General features: G+C 70.8%; 21 protein-coding genes and 2 pseudogenes. 13 read left to right on the top strand and 10 right to left on the bottom strand.

Features of this window, described 5'->3' with window-relative positions; all coding sequences use genetic code 11:
- The first annotated feature begins 5 nt into the window (after nt 1-5).
- Genes AC07FN_RS24830 through AC07FN_RS24810 form a run of 5 tightly spaced genes read left to right on the top strand, consistent with a single transcriptional unit; the run spans nt 6 to nt 4,654 of the window.
- Nucleotides 6-1,082, top strand: coding sequence for a sugar phosphate isomerase/epimerase family protein (locus AC07FN_RS24830; protein ID WP_478397778.1), 1,077 nt, complete (start codon nt 6-8; stop codon nt 1,080-1,082).
- Nucleotides 1,076-2,005, top strand: a complete 930-nt coding sequence (locus AC07FN_RS24825; RefSeq protein ID WP_478397777.1) for a sugar phosphate isomerase/epimerase family protein — start codon at nt 1,076-1,078, stop codon at nt 2,003-2,005. Before AC07FN_RS24830 ends, AC07FN_RS24825 begins: the two co-directional genes overlap by 7 nt.
- 20 nt (nt 2,006-2,025) lie before the next feature.
- Nucleotides 2,026-3,321: a hypothetical protein gene (locus AC07FN_RS24820; protein WP_478397776.1), complete on the top strand. Its 1,296-nt coding sequence runs from the start codon at nt 2,026-2,028 to the stop codon at nt 3,319-3,321.
- Entirely contained in the window at nt 3,318-3,824 is a 507-nt protein-coding gene (locus AC07FN_RS24815) for a 2-oxo-4-hydroxy-4-carboxy-5-ureidoimidazoline decarboxylase (RefSeq protein ID WP_478397775.1), read from the top strand. The genes AC07FN_RS24820 and AC07FN_RS24815 overlap by 4 nt, the downstream gene beginning before the upstream one ends.
- 2 nt (nt 3,825-3,826) lie before the next feature.
- Nucleotides 3,827-4,654 (top strand): IclR family transcriptional regulator domain-containing protein, encoded by an 828-nt coding sequence (locus AC07FN_RS24810; protein WP_478397774.1) that lies wholly within the window; start codon nt 3,827-3,829, stop codon nt 4,652-4,654.
- Nucleotides 4,655-4,673: 19 nt separating this feature from the next.
- Here the strand turns inward: AC07FN_RS24810 and AC07FN_RS24805 are convergent, their stop codons facing one another.
- Nucleotides 4,674-5,201 (bottom strand): PadR family transcriptional regulator, encoded by a 528-nt coding sequence (locus AC07FN_RS24805; RefSeq protein ID WP_478397773.1) that lies wholly within the window; start codon nt 5,199-5,201, stop codon nt 4,674-4,676.
- A 91-nt stretch (nt 5,202-5,292) separates the two neighbouring features.
- Here AC07FN_RS24805 and AC07FN_RS24800 point away from each other — a divergent pair, with 91 nt between their 5' ends.
- The 3 genes from AC07FN_RS24800 (at nt 5,293) to AC07FN_RS24790 (ending at nt 9,545) form a co-directional block, all read left to right on the top strand.
- Nucleotides 5,293-6,093, top strand: a complete 801-nt coding sequence (locus tag AC07FN_RS24800) for an alpha/beta fold hydrolase (RefSeq protein ID WP_478397772.1) — start codon at nt 5,293-5,295, stop codon at nt 6,091-6,093.
- Between the two features lie 168 nt (nt 6,094-6,261).
- Complete coding sequence (locus tag AC07FN_RS24795) at nt 6,262-6,990, top strand: TetR/AcrR family transcriptional regulator (protein ID WP_478397771.1); 729 nt, start codon at nt 6,262-6,264, stop codon at nt 6,988-6,990.
- Nucleotides 6,991-7,001: 11 nt separating this feature from the next.
- Complete coding sequence (locus tag AC07FN_RS24790) at nt 7,002-9,545, top strand: PEP/pyruvate-binding domain-containing protein (RefSeq protein ID WP_478397770.1); 2,544 nt, start codon at nt 7,002-7,004, stop codon at nt 9,543-9,545.
- Between the two features lie 449 nt (nt 9,546-9,994).
- On the opposite strand, the gene AC07FN_RS24785 is transcribed toward AC07FN_RS24790, so the two are convergent.
- A complete protein-coding gene (locus AC07FN_RS24785) occupies nt 9,995-10,855 on the bottom strand; it encodes a DMT family transporter (RefSeq protein WP_478397769.1) in 861 nt (286 codons plus the stop codon).
- A 351-nt stretch (nt 10,856-11,206) separates the two neighbouring features.
- Nucleotides 11,207-11,515, bottom strand: coding sequence for a DUF6221 family protein (locus AC07FN_RS24780; protein ID WP_478397768.1), 309 nt, complete (start codon nt 11,513-11,515; stop codon nt 11,207-11,209).
- A 235-nt stretch (nt 11,516-11,750) separates the two neighbouring features.
- Here AC07FN_RS24780 and AC07FN_RS24775 point away from each other — a divergent pair, with 235 nt between their 5' ends.
- Nucleotides 11,751-12,860 carry a peptidoglycan recognition protein family protein gene (locus AC07FN_RS24775; RefSeq protein ID WP_478397767.1) on the top strand — a complete coding sequence of 370 codons (1,110 nt, stop codon included), beginning with the start codon at nt 11,751-11,753 and terminating at the stop codon, nt 12,858-12,860.
- Nucleotides 12,861-12,945: 85 nt separating this feature from the next.
- Here AC07FN_RS24775 and AC07FN_RS24770 read toward each other — a convergent pair whose 3' ends face one another.
- The 5 genes from AC07FN_RS24770 to AC07FN_RS24750 form a co-directional block, all read right to left on the bottom strand.
- A complete protein-coding gene (locus AC07FN_RS24770) occupies nt 12,946-14,295 on the bottom strand; it encodes an MFS transporter (protein WP_478397766.1) in 1,350 nt (449 codons plus the stop codon).
- 172 nt (nt 14,296-14,467) lie between these two features.
- Nucleotides 14,468-15,877 carry an aspartate ammonia-lyase gene (locus AC07FN_RS24765; RefSeq protein WP_478397765.1) on the bottom strand — a complete coding sequence of 470 codons (1,410 nt, stop codon included), beginning with the start codon at nt 15,875-15,877 and terminating at the stop codon, nt 14,468-14,470.
- Between the two features lie 71 nt (nt 15,878-15,948).
- A complete protein-coding gene (locus AC07FN_RS24760) occupies nt 15,949-17,079 on the bottom strand; it encodes a M20 family metallopeptidase (protein WP_478397764.1) in 1,131 nt (376 codons plus the stop codon).
- The gene (locus AC07FN_RS24755; protein WP_478397763.1) at nt 17,079-17,756 is read right to left on the bottom strand and encodes a DUF1028 domain-containing protein; all 678 of its coding nucleotides are present in this window, start codon (nt 17,754-17,756) and stop codon (nt 17,079-17,081) included. Before AC07FN_RS24755 ends, AC07FN_RS24760 begins: the two co-directional genes overlap by 1 nt.
- Nucleotides 17,753-18,175 (bottom strand): RidA family protein, encoded by a 423-nt coding sequence (locus tag AC07FN_RS24750; RefSeq protein WP_478397762.1) that lies wholly within the window; start codon nt 18,173-18,175, stop codon nt 17,753-17,755. Before AC07FN_RS24750 ends, AC07FN_RS24755 begins: the two co-directional genes overlap by 4 nt.
- A 278-nt stretch (nt 18,176-18,453) precedes the next feature.
- On the opposite strand from AC07FN_RS24750, the gene AC07FN_RS24745 reads away from it, so the two are divergent.
- The gene (locus tag AC07FN_RS24745) at nt 18,454-19,701 is read left to right on the top strand and encodes a flavin-containing monooxygenase (RefSeq protein ID WP_478397761.1); all 1,248 of its coding nucleotides are present in this window, start codon (nt 18,454-18,456) and stop codon (nt 19,699-19,701) included.
- 55 nt (nt 19,702-19,756) lie between these two features.
- Here AC07FN_RS24745 and AC07FN_RS24740 read toward each other — a convergent pair whose 3' ends face one another.
- Entirely contained in the window at nt 19,757-20,668 is a 912-nt protein-coding gene (locus AC07FN_RS24740; protein ID WP_478397760.1) for a LysR substrate-binding domain-containing protein, read from the bottom strand.
- A 163-nt stretch (nt 20,669-20,831) separates the two neighbouring features.
- Between AC07FN_RS24740 and AC07FN_RS24735 the strand changes: the two genes are divergently transcribed.
- Nucleotides 20,832-20,978: an aldehyde dehydrogenase family protein gene (locus AC07FN_RS24735; RefSeq protein WP_478397851.1), complete on the top strand. Its 147-nt coding sequence runs from the start codon at nt 20,832-20,834 to the stop codon at nt 20,976-20,978.
- On the opposite strand, the pseudogene tnpA reads toward AC07FN_RS24735, so the two are convergent.
- Nucleotides 20,962-21,222, bottom strand: a pseudogene (gene tnpA, locus AC07FN_RS24730) (IS200/IS605 family transposase); the annotation flags it as partial. The gene AC07FN_RS24735 and the pseudogene tnpA sit on opposite strands and share 17 nt — an antisense overlap.
- Nucleotides 21,223-21,533: 311 nt before the next feature.
- Here tnpA and AC07FN_RS24725 point away from each other — a divergent pair.
- A pseudogene (locus tag AC07FN_RS24725) lies at nt 21,534-22,241 on the top strand (aminotransferase class III-fold pyridoxal phosphate-dependent enzyme); the annotation flags it as partial.
- Nucleotides 22,238-23,629, top strand: coding sequence for an APC family permease (locus AC07FN_RS24720; protein ID WP_478397759.1), 1,392 nt, complete (start codon nt 22,238-22,240; stop codon nt 23,627-23,629). The pseudogene AC07FN_RS24725 and the gene AC07FN_RS24720, both read left to right, overlap by 4 nt.
- Nucleotides 23,630-23,750 lie beyond the last annotated feature (121 nt).

Below are 23,750 nucleotides of genomic sequence, written 5' to 3'. Positions count from 1 at the left end.
GCCGGATGCGAATCGGAGTAGACGGCCGGAAGATCCCCGAGAGCGCCAAGCGCGGGCCGGTCGCCAGCCTCGACCACGGCCACGAGCTCGGCATGGCGGGGCTGTTCTTCCGGACGGTGCTGGACATGAGCCCGACCCTCGACCCCGGCGAGCTCGGGGCGATCCGGCAGCGCGCCGACGAGCTCGGCATGTACCTGGAGACCGGGCTCGGCAAGGTCAACCCCTACGCGCTCGCCGAAGCCCCGGAGCTGCGTGCGGTCGGCGACGGTGACGTGCTGCTGGGGTTCCGGCGCATGATGGAGGCCTGTGCGGCGATCGACTGCCGGGAGCTGTGGGTGGCGACGGCCAACTACAAGCCCGCGTTCCGCGGCCGGTGGGCCTACGACCGCTTCCGCACGGACGTGACCTGGGACGAGCAGCTCGCCGCCACCGACCGGCTCCTGCACCGGCTCGCGCCGATCGCGCGGGATCTCGGCATCCACCTGAACCTGGAGACGCACGAGGAGATCACCACGTTCGAGCTGGTGCGCCTGGTGGAATCGGTCGGCGCCGACGTCGCGGGAATCGTGTTCGACACGGCGAACGTCCTGCAACGCGTGGAACATCCGGTGTGGGCGGCGCGGCGGGTCGCGCCGTACGTCCGCCAGACGCACATCAAGGACGCCCTGATCGCGCACGAGTCCGGTGACCTCGCGTACCAGATGCGCCCGTGCGGCTCCGGCGTGGTGGACTTCGCTGCGTTGCTGCCGATCCTCGCGGCGGCCAACCCGGCCCTGCACCTGACGATCGAGAACGACGAGTCGCTGGACGACCGGCCGCGGCCGCGCAAGCCCATCCTCATCGAGATCTACTCCCCGGAGTTCCTAGCCGGGCACCCGGACCTGACGGTCGAGGAGATGGCCGCGTACCTGGAGATGGTGCACGGCTACGAGCAGCGGATCCGCAGCGGCGAGCTGCCCACCAGGCAGGACTACGCCGAACAGCCCTACGGCTACACCGAAACCGTGGCCTACATCCGGCGCAGCGCCGAGCACCTGCGGTCGGTGTGCGCGGCCGCGGACCTGCCGGTGACGGCGTGGTGATCGCCGCGCGGCGGCACGTGGAGATCTGCGCGCGCGATCTCCCGGGCGCCCCGGCCGATCCGGCCGAGGCGGTCGGGAAGGCCGGCGAACTGGGTTTCGGCGGTGTCCACTTCCCTTCGGTGACGGCCATTTCCGCGCGCTACGAGACGCGGGAGCTGGCGGAGTTCGCCGCGTTCGCCGCCGATCGGCGGGTCTCCGTGTCGCTCGGGGTGGGCATGATCAACGCCTACCGCCTGGGCCGGGCCGCCGAGCTGCTGGCGGCGGGGTCGGGTGATCTGCTGCGCGGCTTCGGCCGGACGGTGGCGTCGGCCGCCGCGCTCGGCGTGCACGAGCTGACCGCGGTCGTGGGCATGGAGGCGGATCGCTTCGACCCCGCGATCCCGTGGCCGGAGCAGTTGCGCGCCACCGGTGATCTGCTGGCGCGGCTGGCGCCCGCGTTGCGCGACGCGGGCAGCAGGCTGCTGATCAAGACGCACGAGGAGATCACCACCTTCGAGATCGTCGGGCTCGTGGAGTCCGTCGGCCCGGACGTGCTGGGCGTCGCCTTCGACCCGTTGAACGTGGTGGTCCGGCTGGAAGATCCGGTGGCCGCCGCTGGCCGTGTCGCGCCGCACGTCCGCGCGATCCACCTCGACGACGCCTGGCTGTGCCGAACCTCGCGCGGCCTGGCGCGCCGGATGTGCCCGCTGGGGCGGGGAATCCTCGACTGGCCGCGCCTGCTGACGGAGGACGCCCGGCTGGTCCTGGACTTCCACCGCGCCGAGCTGGAGCTGCCGTACTTCGACCAGGTCTGGCTCGCCGCGCAGCCCGACGCGACCTGCGTCGAGCTGGCGGCGCTGGCGGCCGCTGCCGCGGCGGACCGCGCGCCGGTCTCCGACCTCGGCGTTCGCCTCACGGCGGCGCTCGACGCGCTGCCCCGATGACAGGCCCCGAGGAGGATCGCATGCCCAATCCCGACAAGACGCACCGCCGCGAGGGCAGCCACTGGGTCAGCCCGGTGAACTTCGACCCCGAGGTGCAGGGCGGTTTCCGCTGGCCCGATCCGTTCGAGCTGATCGACAGCACGTTGCGCAAGACGTTGTTCACCGCCGGGGCGACCACCACGATCGACGGTTTCCTGCGCATCGCCGAAGCGCTCGCCGACGCCGGCGTCAGGGAGGAGAGCCTCAACATCAACTGGGGCGGCGGCAGCGCCCCGATCCCCCGCGAACTCGAACTCTGCCGGGCCATCGCGGGCCGCGACTTCGGGTTCCGGCTCAACGTCTACGCGGACACGCTGCTGTCGGACGGGGTGAACCGGCAGCCGGTGACGGCCCGCGAGACGGCCCGGCTGCTGGCCGATCTCGGCGTTCGCGTGCTGGCGCCGGGCATCGTGCAGGCGCCGTCGAAGGAGGCGCAGAAGCACCAGTTGGAGGAGCTCGCCGACTTCTTCGAGCTGGCCCGCGAGCTGGGGATGGACGTGACGGTCACGCTCGCGCACGTGGGCAGGCGCGACTGGGACAGCCTCGTCGAGGTGTCCAACGTCGCGATCGCGCTCGGCGCGCGGCGGATCGACCTGATGGACTCCACCAGCAGTCTCGCGCCGGAGGCCATGAAGGTGTTCATCGCCCGCTACCGCGCTGCCCTGGTGCGCGACGTCCCCGTGACGATGCACGTGCACGACGACTTCGGGCTGGCCACGGCCGGGGCGATCGCCGCCGCCACCGCCGGGGTGTCCCCGGACGTCTCGGTCGCCGGGGTCTCCTACCGCGCGGGGTTCGCGCCGTTGGAGGAGGTGGTCACCAGCCTTGAGTTCCTCTACGGCGTGGACACCGGTATCCGGCTGGACCGGCTCAAGCCGCTGGCCGACCTCGTGGCCGCCGAGATGGGGCTGCCGATCCCGCCGCTGAAGCCGCTGGTCGGCGAGTACGCGTTCCTCCGGCACATGCCTGGTGACGTGTTGTCCTGCCTGCGCCAGGGAACCGATGCGTTCCCGCCGGTCTCCGCTTGCGTCGACCCGTCGGTCATCGGTTCCCGGATGCGCTGGGTCTGGGACAGCCTGAGCAACGACGCGATGGCTCGTGAACTGGGCAGGTCGCTGGGCGAGGAGCTCAGCGGCGAGGAAGTCCGGGCGGTGCGTGCCGCGTTGGACTCGGCGGTGGAGCGGATCACCAGCTACCCGCGCTGGCTCACCTCGGACGAGGCCACGCGGCTGTGCCGGGAGACGCTCTCCGGTGTGCGATCGGCGACCGAGCGGTGAGTGGCATCGCGATCCTCAACGCGTTGCCCGCCGATGCGGCCCGTGATGCGTTGCGCGCGTGCTGCCCGTCGGCGCGCTGGTCGCGGGAATTGGCCGCCCGGCGCCCTTTTCCGTCCGCATCGGCGCTGATCGCGGCGGGCATGGGCCTGCTCGACGGCATGGCCGATGCCGAGCTGGTGGAGGTGATCTCCGGGCACGATCCGATCGGGGTCGACCCCGGCGAGGACGGGGTGACCGGCCGCTGGTCGCGACGGGAGCAGTCGGGGGTGCTCGGTGGGGACGTCGCGGTCCGCGCGGAGTTCGCCGGGCTGAACCGGCGGTACCGGGAGCGGTTCGGCTATGTCTACCTGGTCTGCGCGACCGGGCTGTCCGCCGCCGGGATCCGGGACGACCTCGTCCGCCGGCTGAGTCAGGACGAGGCGGCCGAGCTGCGGACGGCGCGCGCGGAGCTGCGCGGGATCGTTGAGCTGCGGCTCGGCCGAATCCTCGAAGCGGTACGCTGAGCGTGCATATTGCACACGATGCGCCCGCGCCGGAGGTTGTGGTGGACGAGCAGGACCAGGCGGCACCGTACTTCGTCACCGCCGTGGAACGGGGAATGGCCGTCCTGCAGGCCTTCACCGCCGCTCGTCCCGAGCTGAACTTCACCGAGGCCGGCGAGCTGACGGGGCTGAGCCGCGCCACGACCCGGCGGCTGATGCTGACCCTGCGCGACCTCGGCTTCCTCACCTCCGAGGATGCCCGCACGTTCCGGCTGGCCCCCAAGGTGCTGCAACTCGGCTACAGCTATCTCTCCAGCATGCCGCTGCGCGACATCGCCCGGCCGCACCTGGAAACGCTGTCCGGCCGGCTCGGCGAGACCGCCGGGCTCGCGGTGCTCGACGGCGCGGAGATCCTCTACGTCGCGATAGCGATGTGCCCGCGGCTGACCGCGGTCCGCATCAACCTCGGCACCCGCTTCCCCGCGCCCGCGACCGCCGCCGGCCGGGTCCTGCTCGCCAACCTGCCGCCGGCCGCGCTGGACAAGGCCCTCGCCGAGACGGCGCTGGACCGGGCCGCGGGCACGACGTCCGAGCGGGTGTTCCGCGATCGCCTGGCCGAGATCCGCGGCCAGGGCTGGGCGCTGGCCGACAGCGAGCTCGACGACGAACTCCGCGGCGCGGCGGCCCCGGTCGCCGATCAGGATGGCCGTGTCACGGCGGCGGTGAGCGTCTCGCTGCACAGCGGCCGCCAGACCGCGGAGGCCATGCAGCGCGACGTGATCCCGCAGGTGACGAACACGGCGGGCCTGATCCACGCCGACCTGACCGGAACCCCTCGAACCAGGCCCTGAGCCGCGCGGCCGGGCCGCGTTACTGCGGGTCCAGCTCGGCGATGGTGCGGTCGAGCCAGTCGCGGTCCGCCCGGCTGGTCGCGCCGGCGAGGGTGAGCATTCCCCGGCGGAAGCGGTCGGGCATGTCGGCGGCGCGCAGCGGCCGGCCCTGGTCGTAGAAGTAGCTGGCGGGCTGGTCCATGAAGGCCAGCCGGCGGCGCAGCACTTGGGCCTGGTCGGCCGGGTCCGGCAGGAAGCGCAGGAACGCCAGCAGGATCAGGAACGAGTTGCGGTCGGTGATCTCGACCTCGGCCGGTTCGCGCAGCCGGCGCAGCAGTTCCGCGCGGCCGCTGTCGGTGAGGGTGAGGACGTTGCGCGGGGTGGCGCCGGTGCCGCGCTCGGCGTGCTTGGTGAGGTGCCCGGCGGCCTGCAGGCGGTTCAGCGCCGGGTACAGCGCGCCGTCGCTGAGCGGCCGGATGTGCCCGCTGAGCCCGGAGATCCGCTGTCTCAGGTCGTAGGCGTGCAGGGGTTCCTCGTAGAGGAACCCGAGGATGCACAACGTCAGCACGAGCCCTCCCCTTCCTTGTGTCGATCGCCATGGTAATAACTCTAATAGAGAGCACTCGATTAGAGTGTTGCCTGAGCGAAAGGATCACGAGATGCCGATGATGACGGGACACCTGACCGCACCGGAAGGAAATCGTCTGTCGTATGTGGATTTCGGCGGCCCCGGCCGCCCCGTCCTCGCGCTGCACGGCGCCTACGGGCGCGGCCGCGCCTTCCACGGCCTGGCACAGCGCCTCGGCTCGCGGTACCGGGTGATCGCGGTGGACCAGCGCGGGCACGGACTGTCCGATCGCGCGCGGGACTACGGCCGCGAGGCGTTCTTCGGTGACGCCGCGTCGGTGATCGAGCAGCTGGGCCTCGCGCCGGCGGTGGTGCTCGGGCATTCCCTGGGCGGGATCAACGCCTACCAGCTGGCGGCACGCAGGCCCGAACTGGTGGCGGCGGCGGTCGTGGTGGATGTCGGGGCCGAGGTCTCCGTTCCCGAGGACACCGCGATCGCCCGCCTGCCAAGGCATTTCGCCAGCCTGCAGGCGCTGCGCGAGGGGATTCAGCGCGCCGTCGCGCCGTTCGGCGCGGTCGAGCACTTCGACGAGAGCGCCGTCGAGGACGAGCAGGGCTGGCGATTCCGGTGGGACGCGGCGGACATGGCCGAGGTCAAGCGCGGCGTGTGCGGGGCGTGGTGGGACGACTGGGCCGGCGGCGAGCAGCCCCTGTTGCTGATCCGGGGCGAGGACAGTCCGCTGATCCCGCCCGCGCACGGCGCGGACATGGTCCGGCGGCGGGCCAACACCGAGCTGGTCACCATCGAGGGTGCGGGCCACGACCTGCATCTCACCCATCCCGACCGGTTCGCGACGGTGGTGCGGCGGTTCCTCGACGAACTCACCGGCTGATCGTCGCCTCGTTCCGCCCCTCCCGGCCAGGCGGCCCGCAGGGCATCAAGAGCGCGTAAACAGCTGCCCCCTGCTTCTTGCCACCTCCATGCGGCAGGCGTAGCTTGTGCACTCATGACCGGATGAGTAAATCTGGTCAAACGTGTGTAGAACATCGTGGAGGCTTGGGTGGCGGATGGTGCTCGGGATCGTTCCCTCGAACGCCGGCAGCGCGGGCAGCGGATTCTGGACGCCGCTGCCGAGTTGATCCTGCGCTGGGGTTACGACAAGACCACTTTGGACGATGTCGCCCGGTCGGCCGGGGTCTCGAAGGGGACGATCCACCTGCACTGGAAGAACCGGGAGCGGCTGTTCCTGGTCCTGCTGCGGCGGGAACGGGCCGGGCTGCTGACCGAGGTCCGGCGGCGGGTGGTCGAGTCGTCGCAGCAGCCGTCGCTGCACGACCTGCTGCTGCACACGGCGCTGGTCTACCAGCGGCATCCCCTGCTCATGGCCGTGCTGACGCGGGACATGGACGTGATCGGCAAGCTGGCCCGCACCGAGAAGGCGGCCCAGGCCGGGGACGCGCTGCGCAGCGATTTCGTGCGGTACCTGGAGGTGCTGCACGAGCGGCGCCTGATCCGCACCGACCTGGGGCTGGCCGAACTGGTGCAGCTGGTCAGCTCGGTGTTCCTCGGGTTCTTCCTGGCGCCGCCGCTGGTTCCGGCGGAGTTCTCGGTCGCCGACGAGACGCGTGCGCGGTTGCTGGCCGAGACGGCGTGCCGGGCGCTGGCGACTGGGCGGAAGTCCACTTCGGAGGATGCCCGGGACCTCGCGGCGGCCACGGTGTCGTACCTGGACGAGTCCTTGAGCAATGCGGAAGCGAAGTACCAGGCCCTGTTGGGCGCTGGGGAATGAGGGGTGTTCCGGTGTCTGTTGTAGTGCCGTTGGATGCCGCCGACGCGGATTTGGCGCTGGTTGGTGGCAAGGGTGCGTCGCTGGCGCGGCTGGCGGGCGCGGGGTTGCCGGTGCCGCCGGGGTTCGACGTCACGACGGTGGCGTACCGGGATTTCGCGGCCACCGCGGGTGCGCAGGAGCGGATCCTGGCGGCGGTCGCGGAGGTCGATCCGGACCGGCCGGAGACCGCGCAGGCGGCGTCGGAGAAGATCCAGCAGTGGTTCGCCGAGTCGCCGGTGCCCGCGGAGATCGCGGAGGCGGTCGGGGCGGCGTATGCCGGGATGGGCGAGGACGTTGCGGTGGCGGTGCGGTCGTCGGCGACCGCCGAGGACCTGCCGGAGATGTCGTTCGCGGGTCAGCAGGACACGTACCTCAACATCCGCGGCGAGGCTGCGGTGCTGGATGCCGTGCGGCGCTGCTGGGCATCGTTGTGGACCGCGCGGGCCATCGACTACCGGCTGCGCAACGGGGTGGCCGCCGACGAGGTGGCGCTGGCGGTCGTGGTGCAGGAGCTGGTGCCCGCGGAGGCCGCCGGGGTGTTGTTCACCCGGGACCCGGTGACCGGCGCCGGTGAGGACGTCCTGGTGAACGCCGCATGGGGGCTGGGCGAGTCGATCGTGGGCGGCCAGGTCACGCCGGACACCTACGTGGTGGCGCGCGACGGCCAGGTGCGCGAGCAGGTCGTCGGCGACAAGGCGGTGATGACGGTGCGCACCGCCGAGGGCACCAGGGAAGAACCGGTGCCGGAAGAGCGCCGGAGGGTCCCGGTCCTCTCCCCCGCCGAGGCCGGCGAACTGGCGGCGCTGGGGGTGCGGATCGAGGAGCTGTACGGGCGGCCGATGGACGTGGAGTGGGCTGCCCGGGACGGCCGGTTCTGGGTGGTGCAGGCGCGGCCGATCACGGGGCTGCGGGACCGGCCGGTGGAGACGTGGAACGACAGCCTCGGCGGCGACTACCTGTGGACGTGCGCGAATCTCGGCGAGGCGATCCCGAGCGTGATGACGCCGTGCACGTGGTCTCTGGTGGAGATCTTCATGTCGGAGACGATGGCGCTGTCGCGGGTCGGGCCGCACCGGCTGTCGGGCAACATCGGCGGCCGCTTCTACCTGAACCTGAGCTTGGCGTTCGCGGTGGGCAACGCGCTCGGGCTGGGTTCGCTGGTGCGCGCCGCCAGCGAGCAGGCGTTCGGGCGCATCCCCGCGGATGTGGCGGTTCCGGCGCTGCCGATGTCGCGGTGGCGGGTGGTGCGGTCGGCGCTGGCGAGCGCGTTGCCGTTCCTGCGTCGCGTCGCGGCGTACCAGCGGCGGCTGCCGGAACTGCTGGCGTCCTCGCCGGATCGGTGCGCGCGGTTGCACGAGCGGATCGCCGCGGCCGGTGGCGCCGGGGAGTTGCGGGTGTTGTGGCGTTCGGATGTGGAGCCGTTGCTGCGGGATTCCAGCCGGATACTGGCTGCCGGGGCGCGGTTGGACGGCGCCGGCCTGGTGCGGATTCGGCCGCGGCTGCTGAAGCTGGTCGGCGAGGCGGACGCGAACGCGTTGCTGAGCGGGCTCAGCGCCGGCGGGGATGCGCTGGCGAGCCTGGGGCCGGTGATGGGGCTGGGCGAGCTGGCGCGCGGGGAGATCGACCGGGACGCGTTCGCGCGGTCGTGGGGGCATCGGTGCCCGGACGAGTTCGAGGTGTCCGCGCCCCGGCCCGCCGAGGATCCGGAGTGGATCGACCGGCAGCTGGCGGGGTTGCGGTCGGCGGTGGATCCGGCGGAGTTGCTGGCGCGGCAGCAACGCGCGCGGGATGCGGCGTGGGCGCGGCTGCGGTCGCGCCACCCGGGAAAGGAGCGGGGGTTGCGGCGCCGGATCGCCGGGGCCGCGCGGTCAGCGCGGGGCCGGGAGGCGGCGCGTTCGGAGTTGATCCGGGCGTTCTGGGTGCTGCGGGCCTTCGTGTTGCGCGCCGGCGAGCTGACGGGGTGCGGCGAGGACCTGTTCTTCTTGCGGATCGAGGAGGTCCTGGCGGTGCTGGGCGGTTCGCGGGAGCCGTTGGGGGCGGTCGCGGACCGGCGGCAGACCTACCGGGCGTATGCGGCGTTGGGGCCGTACCCGACGTTGGTCCGGGGACATTTCGACCCGGTGCGGTGGTCGACCCTGCCGGAGCGGCGGATGGACGTGTTCGACGAGTCGGTGGCGTTGGCGCCGGTGTCGCACTCGGTGCGCGGTTTCGCCGGCGCGGCCGGTGTCGTCGAGGGCACGGCGCGGGTGCTGACCTCGGTCGACGAGGGCGATTCGTTGCGGCCGGGCGAGGTCCTGGTGACGACGGTGACGAACGTGGGCTGGACACCGTTGTTCCCGCGGGCCGCGGCGGTGGTGACGGACGTGGGTGCGCCGCTGTCGCATGCCGCGATCGTCGCCCGGGAGCTGGGGATTCCGGCCGTGGTGGGCTGCGGCAACGCCACGACGCGGCTGCGCAGCGGTGATCGGGTGCGGGTGGACGGCGCCGCGGGAACCGTCGAGGTCCTCGGGGGTTGAGGAACATCCGAACGAGAACTGGCGCTGAGCCCTGGGGTTCCTGGTCTGCTCGTTGACGGCCGTGATCGGGATGCGGAAGCTTCGCTGCGGTTCCGCCGCAGTGGGCTTGCCTGCGCGAAAGCTACCGAAACGCCCACGCCGAGGCGTATCGGTTGCAGGGTCTCAAATCGGCTGTTCGCGGCGCCTATGACCATCAAGCTCCTCCGGCAGGACCTCGACCACTTGGAGCGCATCCTCGATACCTGATCATCTGTCCGCTCTGTCCGCTGTGGATCGTGCTACTCCCGATGTCGCCGGACGTCGTCAGCTCGACGCCGGCGTTGTGTCCCGGGGTGCGCGTCGGGAGTCCGATGTCATGAGCCCGGGGAGGTCGCCGCGGTCGGTGGGTGATCGGCGGCGCGGTCTTGCCGGGACCGCGCCGCGCTGGTCAGGACGAACTCGCCGGTGCATTAGGGATTCGCACTCGGCGCAGCGGAACGGAGTTCGGTCAAAGCCATGGCGCCGACAACCAATATCCCTCCGAGGACGATATGAATCGTTATTTCGTCATGATCGACCAGCACCCCGAAAACGCTCGCGAAGACCGGTTCGATGGTGAGAGCCAGTGCCGCGACGACAACCGGCAGCTGAGCCTGCGCCCACGTCTGAATGAGGTACGCCGCCGCTGTCGCCACTACTGCCAGTCCGATGACGGGGATCCAGAAGCTCTGATCACTGGGGAGGGCGATGCCGTTCGGGGCGCCCAGCATCAGGCAGAGCGCACCGACCACGGCCAGTTGCACCACGGTGAGCGCGTATGCATCACGTGCTGTGGACCATTCGCTGAGCGCAATGACGTGGAGCGCGAAGAAGAGCGCACAAAGCAGTGTGAGCCCCTCGCCGAGGCCGATCGTGAACCCGCGCAGCGACAGGATTCCCAAGCCCACCGTGGCAATCGTCACCGCACCCCAAGTCGCCAATCCGATCCGGTGCCGCAAGAGCAATCCGGCGATCATGGGTGTGAACACCACGGACATTCCGGTGATGAAGCCCGGCATGGACGCCGACGTGTATTGCTGGCCGAAGGTCTGCCCGATGTAGGCGATGCCCAGCAAGAGCCCCGTCAGGAGACCACGCCCCCACTGCTTTCGGCTCAGCACCAGCAACCGGCCGGGACTCCACAACGCCAGCGCACCGGCCGCGACGAGGAACCGCACGGCCAGGAAATCCATCGGTGGCGCTTGCTGCGTCACGTCCTTGACGACGGCGAATGTCCCGCCCCAGACAGCAGTGACAATGACCAGAGAAGCCAGCGCGAGCGGCTTCATCATGCTCGCTGCGTCATCGGGGTGAAGTCGATCAGCAGCACCCAGTAACGAACGTCGCTCGGCTATTCATCGGAAATGATGGTATCGCCGAGGCGGGACGAGAAATCCGGTGCAGGTACAAATCTGCCCGTTTGCTTCCGGAACTGCTCGGAAAGGTAGGAAACAGCTCCGCTTCGCACGCGATCGCCTGGACGGGGGCGGCTGCGAAAGCGCCGAATGTCGCAGCTGGTGCGGCGTCCGCGGATCGCCCGGCAGCTTCGCCGCCCGTCGGTAGGACAACCGTGCCCGCCCTGTTTCCGGGGCCAGGCCCCGATTCCTGACGCCGCGCCTCCCGGCGCCCCTGGGTCGGCGGGTTCAGGGGCGCCAGCGGGCGATGTAGCCGGGGCGGTCGGTGTAGGGCAGGCCGAGCAGCGCCCGGGTGGGGCAGCCGCGCTCGTCCTCGGGCGGGTAGCTCTCCCCCAGTTCGTCGCAGGGGCCGCCGCCGGTGCCGCAGTGGTGGTGGGCGGAAAGCAGGCGGGATTTCAGCTCGCATTCCCGGAATCCCCGGATGGGGGTGATCAGGCAGGCGTGGACGGCGCCGGTTTCGGCGTCTTGCCTGGCCACGCGCAGCAGCTCGAGGTCGATGTCGAGCTGGCGGCGCAGGAACGTGACGAACCGGTCCATCTTGCGCACTCCCGTTGTCCGCGGTGTTCGTTGGTCACAGACAGGGACGCGGCGGCGGTTCGGTTGTGACGCGTTCGACGCGGGTGATCTTGTCATCCGGCGGCGGTGTGGTGGCTTCTTGACCGGTTGTTGGCGGGTTGTCGCCAAGAATTCCCCGCTCCGGTTACTGCTGCGTACCGTTCGGGGCTCCGGGCTCGGCCCTGATCATGATGTTCGTCCGGTTTGGGGAGTGGCTATGGCGTTGCGCGATGTTCGGATGGCCCGTCGGGTGCTGTTAGCCGGTGGGCTGGCGGCGACGGCGGTCGGCGTGTGCGGGTTGCCGGCGGTGGCCGCCGGCGGGTCGCGGCGGTCGGCCGCGCCGGAGATCGCGTCGACGGCGGATTGGCAGGCGCGGGAGCCCACTTCGCCGGTGGACGTGCTCGACAGCAAGCCGGTCAAGATCGTCGTGCACCACACCGCCTCGCCCAACGTCGACGACACCTCGCAGGAGGCGGCGTTCGCGCTGGCCCGGCAGATCCAGGACTTCCACATGGATTCCAACGGGTGGAAGGACACCGGGCAGAACTTCACCAACTCCCGCGGCGGCTGGCTGATGGAGGGCCGCCACCGGAGCCTGGAGGTGCTGACCGCCGGCGATCAGCACGTGCAGGGTGCGCACGCGGGCGCGGAGAACCCGGTGTCGCTGGGCATCGAGAACGAGGGCACCTACGTCGACACCGACGTGCCGGAAGACCTGTGGGATTCGCTGGTGCTGTTGTGCACCTACATGGTGTCGCAGTACGGCATCGAGCCCGGCGAGATCTACGGGCACCGCGACTTCATGGCCACCGAATGCCCCGGTGATGTCCTGTATGGACGGTTGCCGGAGCTGCGCGAGGCCGTCGGTGCGGCCGCGGGCCGGGCCGTGGTGCAGCCGGCGGTGTGGCCGCTGCTGCGCCCGGAGGCGGCGGGCCCGTCGGTGACGGCGTTGCAGCTCCTGCTGCGGGCGCAAGGAGTTCCGGTGCCGGTGGACGGTGTGTTCGGTCCGCAGACGCAGGCCGAGGCCAGTGGGGTCGTTGCGGCCGGCGGCGCGGCAGGCGTGTCCTGCTACGCGACGCGGTTGCCGGAGCCGGGTTTGTTCGGCGGTTCGGCCTGGGCCGGTCTGACGCCGGTGCTGGGCCAGGGCGCCGGTGGCGATGCGGTGCGGGCGGCGCAGGTCTTGCTGACGTCTCGTGGCCGGTACGTGGCGGCGGATGCGCGTTTCGGCGACCGGATGGTCGCGGTGGTGCGGGAGTTCCAGGCGTCCAGCGGCCTGGCGGCCACGGGTGTGCTGGACCAGCGGACCTGGCAGCGCCTGCTGGGCTGATCATGGAGAACCGGCTGCACCTGCTCGGGTGCAGCCGGTTCTCCATGATGTGCCGGTCGGGTTCCGCCGGCGTCAGGGCTCTGGTTCAGGCTTCGGTGTGCTCTCCGGCGAGGTCCTCTTCCTGCAGCAACGGATTCCCCGCCGTTTCGCGCATGGAGAAGGCCGCGATCAGCCCGATCACGGCGGCGACCATGAGGTACGGGCCGGGCACCAGCGTGCTGCCGGTGGCCGAGATCAGGACCGTCATCAGGTAGGGCACGGTGCCGGCGAACAGGGCGGCGGTCAGGTTGTACGCGATGGACAGGCCGCCCTGGCGGGTGCGGGTCGGGAAGATCTCGGCGGACCACACCGCGTACGTGCCCAGGATCGCGGCGAGCACGACGCCGAGCGCGAGCCCGCCGATCCACGTTCCGGTGAGGCCCGTGCGCATCAGCAGATAGGCCGGGGTCGCGAGGACGAACAGCGCGATGCCCGCGCCGAGCAGGATCGGACGCCTGCCGACGCGGTCGGACAGGCGGCCGAACGCCGGGACGAGGACCAGCCCGACCAGGGAGATGACCGTGGACAGGAGCGCGGCGTTGCCGGCGGAGTGGCCCAGGTAGTCGGTCTCGTAGGTGACCAGGTAGGTGAGCACGGCGTAGAACGGCACGTGCATCATCGTCATCAGGCCGGCGGCCTGCAGCAGCTGCTTCTTGTTGTTGCGGAAGAGTTCCCGCACGGGGCTGCGGGGCACGTTGTCGGTCGCTTCGAGGGTGCGGTACTCGGGGGTGTCCTCGATCTTGTTGCGGACGATGAAACCGACGATGCCCAGCGGCGCGGCGATGAGGAACGGGATGCGCCAGCCCCACGAGGTGAGCTGCGCGTCCGAGAGGCCGACCGACAGCAGCAGGAACACGAACGACCCGGCGAGGAAGCCCAGCAGCGAGCCGACTTCGAGCCAGCTGACGCCGAACCCGCGGCGGCGGCGCGGTGCGAACTCGGCGAGGAAGCTCGCGGCGCTGCCGAACTCGCCGCCCGCGGCGAAGCCCTGCAGCAGCCGCAGGAAGACCAGCAGCAGCGGGGCCGCGATCCCGATCTTCGAGTAGTCCGGCAGCAGGCCGATGGCGAGCGTGGCGCCGGACATCATGAAGATGACGATCGACAGCGTGCGCTTGCGGCCGATCCGGTCTCCGAGCGGTCCGAACACCAGCGCCCCGACGGGGCGGATGCCGAACGACACCGCGAAGACCCCGAACACGGCGAGCAGGCCGGCGGTGGCGTTGCCGTCGGGGAAGAAGACCGAGGCGATGGTGCTCGCGAGATAGGCGTACGCGGCCCAGTCGAACCAGTGCACGAAGACGCCGACCGCGCCCGCGGCGACGCTCCGGCGCAGCGTCGCGGGATCGGCGATGGTCTCGGTGAGCTCCCCGGCCGGGGCGGATTCACGTGTGGTCATGAGCGGCCTCCTTGGACCGGATTTCGTGATGACGCTAGGAGCGGTCCGTGGCATCTAACAAGAAGTAATAACCAAAGCAATGCATCGAGAGGATCTATGCAGAGGCGCTGAGCTGGCCCGAAACGCGAGCCTGACGAGGCTGAAACGGCGACTTCACCGCGGCCCGGGGACGTCAGCCGACGGGCCCGCCGGTGAGGGCCTGTGGCGTGGTCAGCGCGCCGAGTTGCTCGTCGGTCAACAGATGCCGTTCCCGCACCAGTTCCAGCGCGGGCCGGCCGGTGCGGTGCGCCTCCAGCGCGATGGTGCACGCGGTTTCGTAGCCGAGCGCGGGACTCAGCGCGGTCACCAGGCCTGCGGAGGTGGCGACGATGCCCGCCAAGTGCTCACGGCGGGCGGTGATGCCGCGTACGCAGTGCTCGGTGAGCACGCCGATCGCGGCGGTGAAGTGGTCGAGGCCGGCGGTCAGGGCCCGCGCGATGATCGGCTCGAAGGCGTTGAGCTGCAGTTGTCCGCCTTCCGCGGCAAGGGTGATCGTGACGTCGTTGCCGACGATCTCGAATGCGACCTGGTTGACGACCTCGGGGATGACCGGGTTGACCTTGCCGGGCATGATCGACGAACCGGCCTGCCGGGCGGGCAGGGTGATCTCGCCGAGCCCGGCCTGCGGTCCCGACGAGAGCAGTCGCAGGTCGTTGCAGATCTTCGAGAGCTTGACCGCGACCCGTTTCAGGACGCCGGAGAGCTGGACGAACACGCCGACGTCCTGGGTGGCCTCGATGAGGTCGGGGGCGGAGACGAGCGTCGGGATGCCGGTCAGCTCGCGCAGGTGCGCCACGGCGAGCTCGCGGTAGCCGGGGCGGGCGTTGAGCCCGGTGCCGATCGCCGTGCCGCCGAGGTTGAGCTCGTGCAGCAACAGCCGGGCCTCGGCGAGGCGCTGCTCGTCCTCGCCGAGCGTGGCGGCGAACGCGCCGAATTCCTGGCCGAGCGTCATCGGGACCGCGTCCTGCAGCTGGGTGCGGCCCATCTTGAGGATGTCGGCGAACTCGACCGCCTTGGCGGCGAACGCTTCCCGCAGCCCGGCGAGCGCCGCGAGCAGCTCGCCGAGGTGGCTGTCGAGCGCGAGCTTGACCGCCGTGGGATAGACGTCGTTGGTGCTCTGGCCCAGGTTGACGTGATCGAGCGGGTGGAGTGCGGAGTGATCTCCGCGGTCGTGGCCGAGCAGTTCCAGGGCCCGGTTGGCGATGACCTCGTTGGCGTTCATGTTCGTCGAGGTCCCGGCGCCGCCTTGGATCAGGTCGACGACGAACTGGTCGTGCAGCCCGCCGTTGCTGATCTCGGCGCAGGCTTCCGCGATGGCGTTGGCCCTGGCGCGGTCGAGGGCGCCGACCTCCGCGTTGGCGTTGGCCGCGGCCTGCTTGACCGCAGCCAGTGCCACGACCAGGTGCGGGCGGTCGGCGAGGGTCTCCCGCGTGATGGGGAAGTTGACGAGGGCGCGTGCGGTGTGGGCGCCGTAGTAGGCGTCCGCGGGCACGCTGATCTCGCCCAGCATGTCGTGCTCGGTGCGCGTCGGGGCGTGGGACATCGTTGTCCTTCCCGGAATGGTGCGGATTCAGAACGTGAGCGTGCTGCGGATGCGGGCCGAGGAGCGGGCGGTCACGGCACCACGGCTCGGTCCACTCCGGTCCACGCCAGTGCGATCGCGCCGTCGAGCAGGGCTCGTTGCGCGGTGCCGCCGACGCAGTGCGCGGCGAACTCGCGCTGGTGGTTGATCGCCGGCAGGGACCCGATGCCGATGTAGGGGTGGATGGCGGGCACGACCTGCGAGACGTTGCCCATGTCGGTGGAGGCGCGGTTCATGCGGGCCGCCGTGCCGTCCGGCGCGAACTCGCGGCCGAGCTCGAGCGCGTTGGCGCGGTAGGCCGCCAGTGCCGCCTCGTCGGCGCGGAACTCGGCGTACGGCTTGCTTTCCGGTTCCACGGTCAGCTCGCAGCCGGTGGCCAGCGCGCCGGCTTCGAACGCGCGGAACACACGCGGCTCCAGCTCGGCCAGTTCCGCGAGCGTCTCGGCACGCACGTACCAGCGGCCGCTGGCGTGCTCGGGGATCGCGTTCGGTGCGTCGCCGGCGTTGGTCACGATGCCGTGCACCCGCGCCGAGGCGGGGATCTGCTGGCGGAGCAGGCCGATGGCGACCTGGGCGACGGTGAACGCGTCGGCGGCGTTGATCCCGGCCTCGGGGTAGGCGGCGGCGTGCGCGGACTTGCCGGTGTAGGAGACCTTCGAGTGGCTGACGGCGAACGGCCGCGCCTCGGCGACGTCGACGGGTGCCGGGTGCACCATCATCGCGAGGTCCACGTCCGCGAACGCGCCGCGGTCGAGCAGCTCGATCTTCCCGCCGCCGCCCTCCTCGGCCGGGGTGCCGTAGACCTCGACCGTCACCCCGGCGTCGTCGGCGACCGCGGCCAGCCCCAGTGCGGCGCCGATGGAACTGGCCGCGATGAGGTTGTGGCCGCACGCGTGGCCGAGGCCGGGCAGCGCGTCGTACTCGGCGCACAGCGCGATCCGCGTTGGACCGGTGCCGAAGCTCGCGTGGAACGCCGTGTCCAGGCCGAGGTAGCTGGAGGTGACGGCGAACCCGGCGCGGTCGAGCAGCTCCGGGACCGCCGCGGCGGCGCGGTGCTCCTCCCACGCCGTCTCGGGGTCTGCGTGCAGTCGTTCCGACAGGCGGATCAGTTCGCCGGCGTGCCGGTCGACCTCGGCGCGGGCCGCGTTCTTCAGTGCCGTCATCACTCGTCTCCCGGCACGCCGTAGGACGGGGCCGAAGCGGGGTTGAGCCCGCGGGTGACGTAGTCGTCGCGCTGCGGGAGCCACACGTCGAGCAACTCGGCGAGCCGGTCGACGGGGTCGTCCGCCCAGTCCACCCGGAGGTCGGTGACCGGCCAGTCCACATCGGACACCACGACGACGCCGGCGGAGTGGACCGGGCCCTCCTCGCCGCCGGCGGCGAGACCGGCCTGCAAGGCGGTGACGAGCCGCTGCTCCAGCTCGCCGGTGGCGGAGGTGAACGCGTCCGCAATGGCCTGCGGGATGTGGTTCCCGGCCAGCATGTTGCCCGCCGCCACGACACCGTCCGCGGCGACGGCACCGTGCTTGCCCAGCGTCCGGGGCCCGCTGTAGGCGAAGCCCGGGCCGGTCGGGCCGAGCACGGTGAGCTGCCGGTACTCGATGTTGTCCGCGGCGGCGGTGACCCCGGCGAGCGCCCGCTCGGCGTCGCCGTGCTCGGCGAGCCCGTCGAGCAGGCGGCCGCCGAGCCGCGGGTCGGTGATGTTCTGCGAGGCCGCGGCGCCGAGGCCCGGGCGCAGGTGCGCGACGCGGGCGACGACGGCAGGGCTGGATGAGGTGGCTGCGACGCCGAATCGCACGGTGCCGCCGGAAGTGTCGCGGGCGACGATCGAGAGGGTCACTTCTCCTCCTCCGGGATCACGGCGATGGCGTCGATCTCGCACAGCCACTCCGGCCGGGCGAGCGCGGACACCACCACGCCGGTCGAGATCGGGTGCACGCCCTTGGTCCAGCGCCCGACGGTGCGGTAGACGGCCTCGCGGTAGCGCGGGTCGATCAGGTAGATGGTGAGCTTGACCAGGTGCTCCATCCGGCTGCCGGCTTCTTCGAGCAGCACCTTGATGTTCGCCATCGCCTGCTCGGCCTGCGCGGCGGCGTCGCCGATCCCGACGGACTCGCTGGTGTCGAGGTCCTGCCCGATCTGGCCGCGGACGTAGACGGTGCCGTTGGCGACGACGGCCTGGCAGAGGTCGTTGTCGAGGGTCTGCTCGGGGTAGGTGTCGCGCGTGTTGAACGGGCGGATGCGGCGATGAACAGTCACTTCGTGGCCTTTCCCGGCGGCGGTTGTCGGACGGATCGGCGGCGCCGTCGCCACAGCCTGACCTCGCCACGCACTTTCTGTCCAGTAGATGTTTCAGTACCAATGAATCGAAAATATCGATCCACGGGCGGCGATCCTGGATCGGAAAATCAGATCTCGTGTACCAAAAACATCTGTTGGACACGGGAAGTGCCCGGCGGCGAGGATCCGGTTGAGACGCACAGAGGCATGGAGGCGGACCGGCGCGGTCCGCCCGCCGGTCCGGAGTGGAGGTCTGGATGTCGATCCAAGAGGTGGAGGCCCTCGTCGTGGGCGGGGGCCAGGCCGGCCTGGCGATGAGCGAACACCTGAGTGACTGCGGCGTGCAGCACCTCGTGCTGGAACGCGACCGCATCGCCGAGCGCTGGCGTTCGCAGCGGTGGGACTCGCTGGTCGCGAACGGGCCCGCGTGGCACGACCGCTTCCCCGGCCTGGAGTTCGTCGACCTGGCGCCCGGCGCCTTCGCTTCCAAGGACCAGGTCGCGGCCTACTTCGAGGCGTACGCGGAGAAGATCGCCGCGCCGATCCGGACCGGGGTCGAGGTGACGTCCGTCCGGAGGCTCGAGGGACGACCCGGTTTTCGCGTGGAGACCTCGGACGGAACCATCGACGCCCGCTTCGTCGTCGCGGCGACCGGACCGTTCCAGCGGCCCGTGATCCCGCCGATCGTGCCCCGAGAAGCCGGCCCCCTGCAGATCCACTCCAGTTCCTACCGGAATCCGGAGCAGCTGCCCGACGGCGCCGTGCTGGTGGTCGGAGCCGGTTCGTCGGGAGTGCAGATCGCCGAAGAGCTCCGCCGGTCGGGGCGGCCCGTGTACCTGTCCGTCGGCCCCCACGACCGTCCTCCGCGCCAGTACCGCGGACGCGACTTCTGCTGGTGGCTCGGCGTGCTCGGCAAGTGGGACGCCGAGACTCCGCCGTCGGGGGCCGAACACGTCACCATCGCGGTCAGCGGAGCCCGCGGCGGGCACACGGTGGATTTCCGCGCCCTCGCCGGACTCGGGATCGACCTCGTCGGCATGACCGGCTCGTTCGACGACGGGATCCTCCGCTTCGCGCCGGACCTCGGGGCCAACATCGCCAAGGGAGACGCGAACTACCTCGCGCTGCTCGACGAAGCCGACGCGTATGTCGCGCGCAACGGCCTGGACCTCCCGGAGGAACCGGGTGCCCGCACGCTGGGGCCGGATCCCGCCTGCGTGACCGACCCGATCCTCGAGCTCGATCTCGCCGCCGCCGGAGTCCACTCGATCGTCTGGGCGACCGGCTTCGCCGTCGACTACGGCTGGCTGCAGGTCGACGCGTTCGACGAGAACGGCAAGCCGAAGCACCGTCGCGGCGTGTCTTCCGAGCCCGGCGTGTACTTCCTGGGACTGCCCTGGCTGGCGCGCCGTGGCTCGAGCTTCATCTGGGGGGTGTGGCACGACGCCAAGTTCGTGGCCGACCACATCGCGACCCAGCACCGCTACCTCGGCTACGAGGACTGACCCGCTCGACCGTTGTGGGGCCGGGGAGGCGATCGCTTCCCCGGCCCCACAACCGTCAGCGCGCGTAAAGGGTGCGGCACAACTCCCGGAACTCCTGCGCCCGCCGGGTGAGGCGGACCCCGCGCATGGAGGCGACGACGATTTCCAGCGACGGGACGTCGTCGGTCAGGGTGAGCGGTACGGCTCGCGCCCCCGAGTAGGTGGTCTCGGCCGGCGGGCATTGGTTGAGGAGCGCGAAGCCGTGACCGTGCGCGACGAAAGCGCGGACGGTCTCGTAGCCGCTCGTGCGGTGGCGGACCCGGGGTTCCACGCCTGCGTTGCTGAGGATCGACTGCAGGTACTCGCGGCTGTGCGGCAGGTCGAGCAGCACCATGGGCTCGTCGGCGAGGTCCTGCAGCGACACCTCGCGGTTCTTCCGCCGCGCGAGGCGGTGGTCCTCGGACACGAGGGCGTACGGGTGCGCGGTTCCCACGACCTCGCGGTCGATGTCGTCGTCCAGGTCGTAGCCGTACAGCAGGGCGAGTTCCGTCTCGCCCGAGCGCAGGGCCGATTTGAGCGCCTGGTGCTCGCCTTCGCGCAGGGACACGTGCACGTGCGGGTGCCGGGCCTCGAACTCGGCCAGCAGGCCGGGTAGCCGGAACGGCGCGAGCGTGGCGAAGCAGCCGACCGTCAGCGTCCCGACCAGCTCGGTGCCGGACTGCCGGGCGGTCTCGACCAGCTCGGCGCCGTGGGCGAGGAAGTCCAGGACCCTCTTGTAGAACGCCTCGCCCGCTGTGGTCAGGCTGAGCCCGCGGGCGTGGTGGCGCAGCAGGAACTGCACGCCCATTTCTTTCTCCAGCTGCGCGATCGCGGTCGACACGGCCGACTGGGACACCATGAGTTCCTTCGACGCGGCGGTCATGCTGAGATGCCGGGCCGCCGCCTCGAAGTAGCGCAGTTGCACGAGGGTGAAGGCAGGCTCGTTCATGGAGACATCCTGCCTCTCGGAGCCGCGTTCGCCTACGAGGTGGTCGCGCAGCCGGTGGCCTGCAGCGCGTACTCGGTGACCAAGTGCTTGGCGGCACTGCGCTCGACGGAGGTCTGCTCCGCCAACTCGCGGCTGCTCGCCGCCCCGCGAGAGCAAGGACGAACTGGTCGCCCGGATCGCCGAGCGGGCCGCCGACTACGCACCAGGCGACCCGCTCGGCCCCGCGAGCCGGATGGGGCCGCAGGTCGACGCCGCCCACGCAGAACGGGTCGCCGGTTTCATCGCGGACGGCAAGACGAACGTCCCTTGATGGCCTTCACGAGGCGGCGAACCCCGTACTGCGGGTCGACCTCGACGAGAAGGTGAACGTGGTCAGGCATGGTTTCCAGTTCCACGAGCCACGCTCCCTTCTCGTCGACGACTTCGCGGCTGACTTGCTTCAAGCGTTCTTCCATCCGGCCGCCGATGACCCGGGGCCGATACTTCGGGCACCACACAACATGGAACGCGCACTGGAAGGTGATGTTCGCGTTCGAGCACAGCGTGACGGCCATACCAGACACTAGACAGCACGAAGCTAACTAGCGTTGGTGGGGTTACCGCTGGGCGCTCTGAGCTGGGATCGATGCACCAACCCCACGGATAAAAAAACCGGTGCCCGCGCGCCACGTTTCCTTGATCAAGCTGGCCCGGCAGTACCACATCAGCCGGGGCGAGCACGCTCGCCGGAAGTTCATCGCCCGCCGGGTCGCCTACCACGGCACCAGCTTCGGCGCCATGTCCCTCAACGGCATGGTGCAGGTGCGCAAGATGTTCGAGCCGCTCATGTCCGGCGTCCGGCACGTGTCCAACACCAAGCCAGAACGCCGGCGGGAGCCTCACCCCGCCCGAGGGCTACTTCCGGGGCGTGCGCGAACTCTGCGACCGGCACGGGATCCTGCTGATCGCCGACGAGGTCATCACCGGGTTCGGCAGGCTCGGCGAGTGGTTCGGCTCGATCCACTACGGTTTCCAGCCCGACATCATCACCTTCGCCAAGGGGATCGCCTCGGCCTACGTGCCGCTGGGCGGTCTGATCGCCGGCGACCGGGTCATCGAAACCGTCCTGGACGGACCGGCCGGCATGTACAACCACGCGCTCACCTACAGCGGACACCCGGTCGCCTGCGCCGCGGCGCTGGCCAACCTGGAGATCATGCGCCGGCTGGACGTGCGGGGCAACGTCAAGGCCACCAGCCCGACGTTCGCCGCCGAACTCGAACGGCTCCGCGAGAACCCGATCGTGGGCGACATCCGCGGCGAGAGCTACCACCGCAGCCTGGAGCTGGTCACCGACAAGGCCACGAATTCCTGGGCGTCGGAGCAGCTCGACGCCACTGAGTTCGTCGACCAGCACCTGACCCCGGCCGCCGCCGAGGCAGGCGTGCTGTGCCGGCTCGCCGTCGACTCCGAAGGCAACCCGCTGCTGCAGCTCTCCCCTCCGCTGATCGCCGACGCCGCAGCCATCGGCGAACTGGCCGGGCTGGTCGAGCAGACGCTCAACAAGGCCGTCGCATCGGGTGGACTCCGGTGAGCGGGCACGACAGCCGCGCCGAGGCAGCCCGGCCCGCGACGGCACCGGCCGGCACCCATCCGGCCGGTGAGCACGGGCTCAAACGCGTGCTCGGGCTGCCCTCGCTGTTCCTCTTCGGGCTGGCCTACATGGTCCCGCTCGCGGCCTTCACCACCTACGGGATCGCGACCGACGTGACCCGCGGCCACCTGCTCACCGCGTTCATCGTCACCCTGGCCGCGATGACGTTCACCGCGCTGGGCTACGCGAACATGGTGCGCGCCTACCCCGTGGCCGGTTCCGCCTACACCTACACGCAGCAGACCTTCGGCCCTGCCACGGGCTTCCTCACCGGCTGGGCGCTGCTGCTGGACTACATCTTCCTGCCCACGATCAGCTACATCGTCATCGGGCTCTACCTGGGGATCGCCATCCCTGCGGTGCCCGGATGGGTCTGGGTGCTGCTGGCGATCGCCGTCGTCACCGGGCTGAACACCCTTGGCATCAAACTGGTGACCGGCATGAACATGGTGCTGGTGGGCTCGCAGGGGGTGTTCATCGCGACGTTCCTGGCGATGAGCTACCTGACCGTGTCCGGGCGCTCGGCACCGGCGGACCTGGTGGCGCCGTTCTACAACGCGGACTTCTCGCTCACCGCGATCGTCGCCGGATCGGCCATCCTCTGCCTGTCGTTCCTGGGCTTCGACGCGATCTCCACGCTCTCCGAGGAGGCCCGGGAGCCGCAGAAGACGATTCCGAGAGCGATCATCCTGTGCACGGTCTTCTGCGGACTGCTGTTCGTCCTCATGTCCTGGGTGGGCCACCTGGTCCACCCCGACTGGCAGACCTTCACCGATCCCGACTCGGCCTCGGTCGAGGTGATGGTCAGCGCCGGCGGCGACTTCCTGGCGGCGTTCTTCACCGCCGCCTACGTCGCGGCCTGCTTCGCCTCGGCCATGGCGGCGCAAAGCGCGGTGTCCCGGATCCTGTTCTCCATGGGGCGTGACGGCGCGCTGCCCAGGCGCGTCTTCGCCCGCATCCACCCGAGGTACCGGACCCCGCACCTGGCCACCCTGGCGGTGGGCGCGGTGTCCCTGCTGGCCTGCGTCATGTCGCTGGACCAGGCCGCCGCCCTGGTGAGTTTCGGCGCCCTGATCGCCTTCACCTTCGTCAACCTGAGCGTCATCAAGCACTACGCGATCGGCCAGGGCAGGCGCCGGGGCGCGGACTTCCTCCGCTACGTGCTCACCCCGGGGATCGGTGTGGCGCTGACCGTGTGGCTGTGGACGTCGCTGTCGCCGCTGACCTTCGTCATCGGCCTGAGCTGGGTGGCGGTCGGCTTCCTGCAACTGCTCCGGCTCACCCGCGGCTTCAAGCGGCCGGCCCCCACCATGGGCCACGAACCGTGACCCCCGCCGGTGGGGGGGGGGGGGGGAAGGGGGGGAGGGGGGGGGGGGGGGGGGGGGGGGGAGAGGGGGGGGGGGGGGGAGGGGGGGGGGGGGGGGGGGGGGGGGGGGGGGGGGAGGGGTA

The organism is Saccharopolyspora sp. NPDC045941, assembly GCF_056431445.1.
This window is presented reverse-complemented; position numbering and strand designations above follow the sequence as displayed.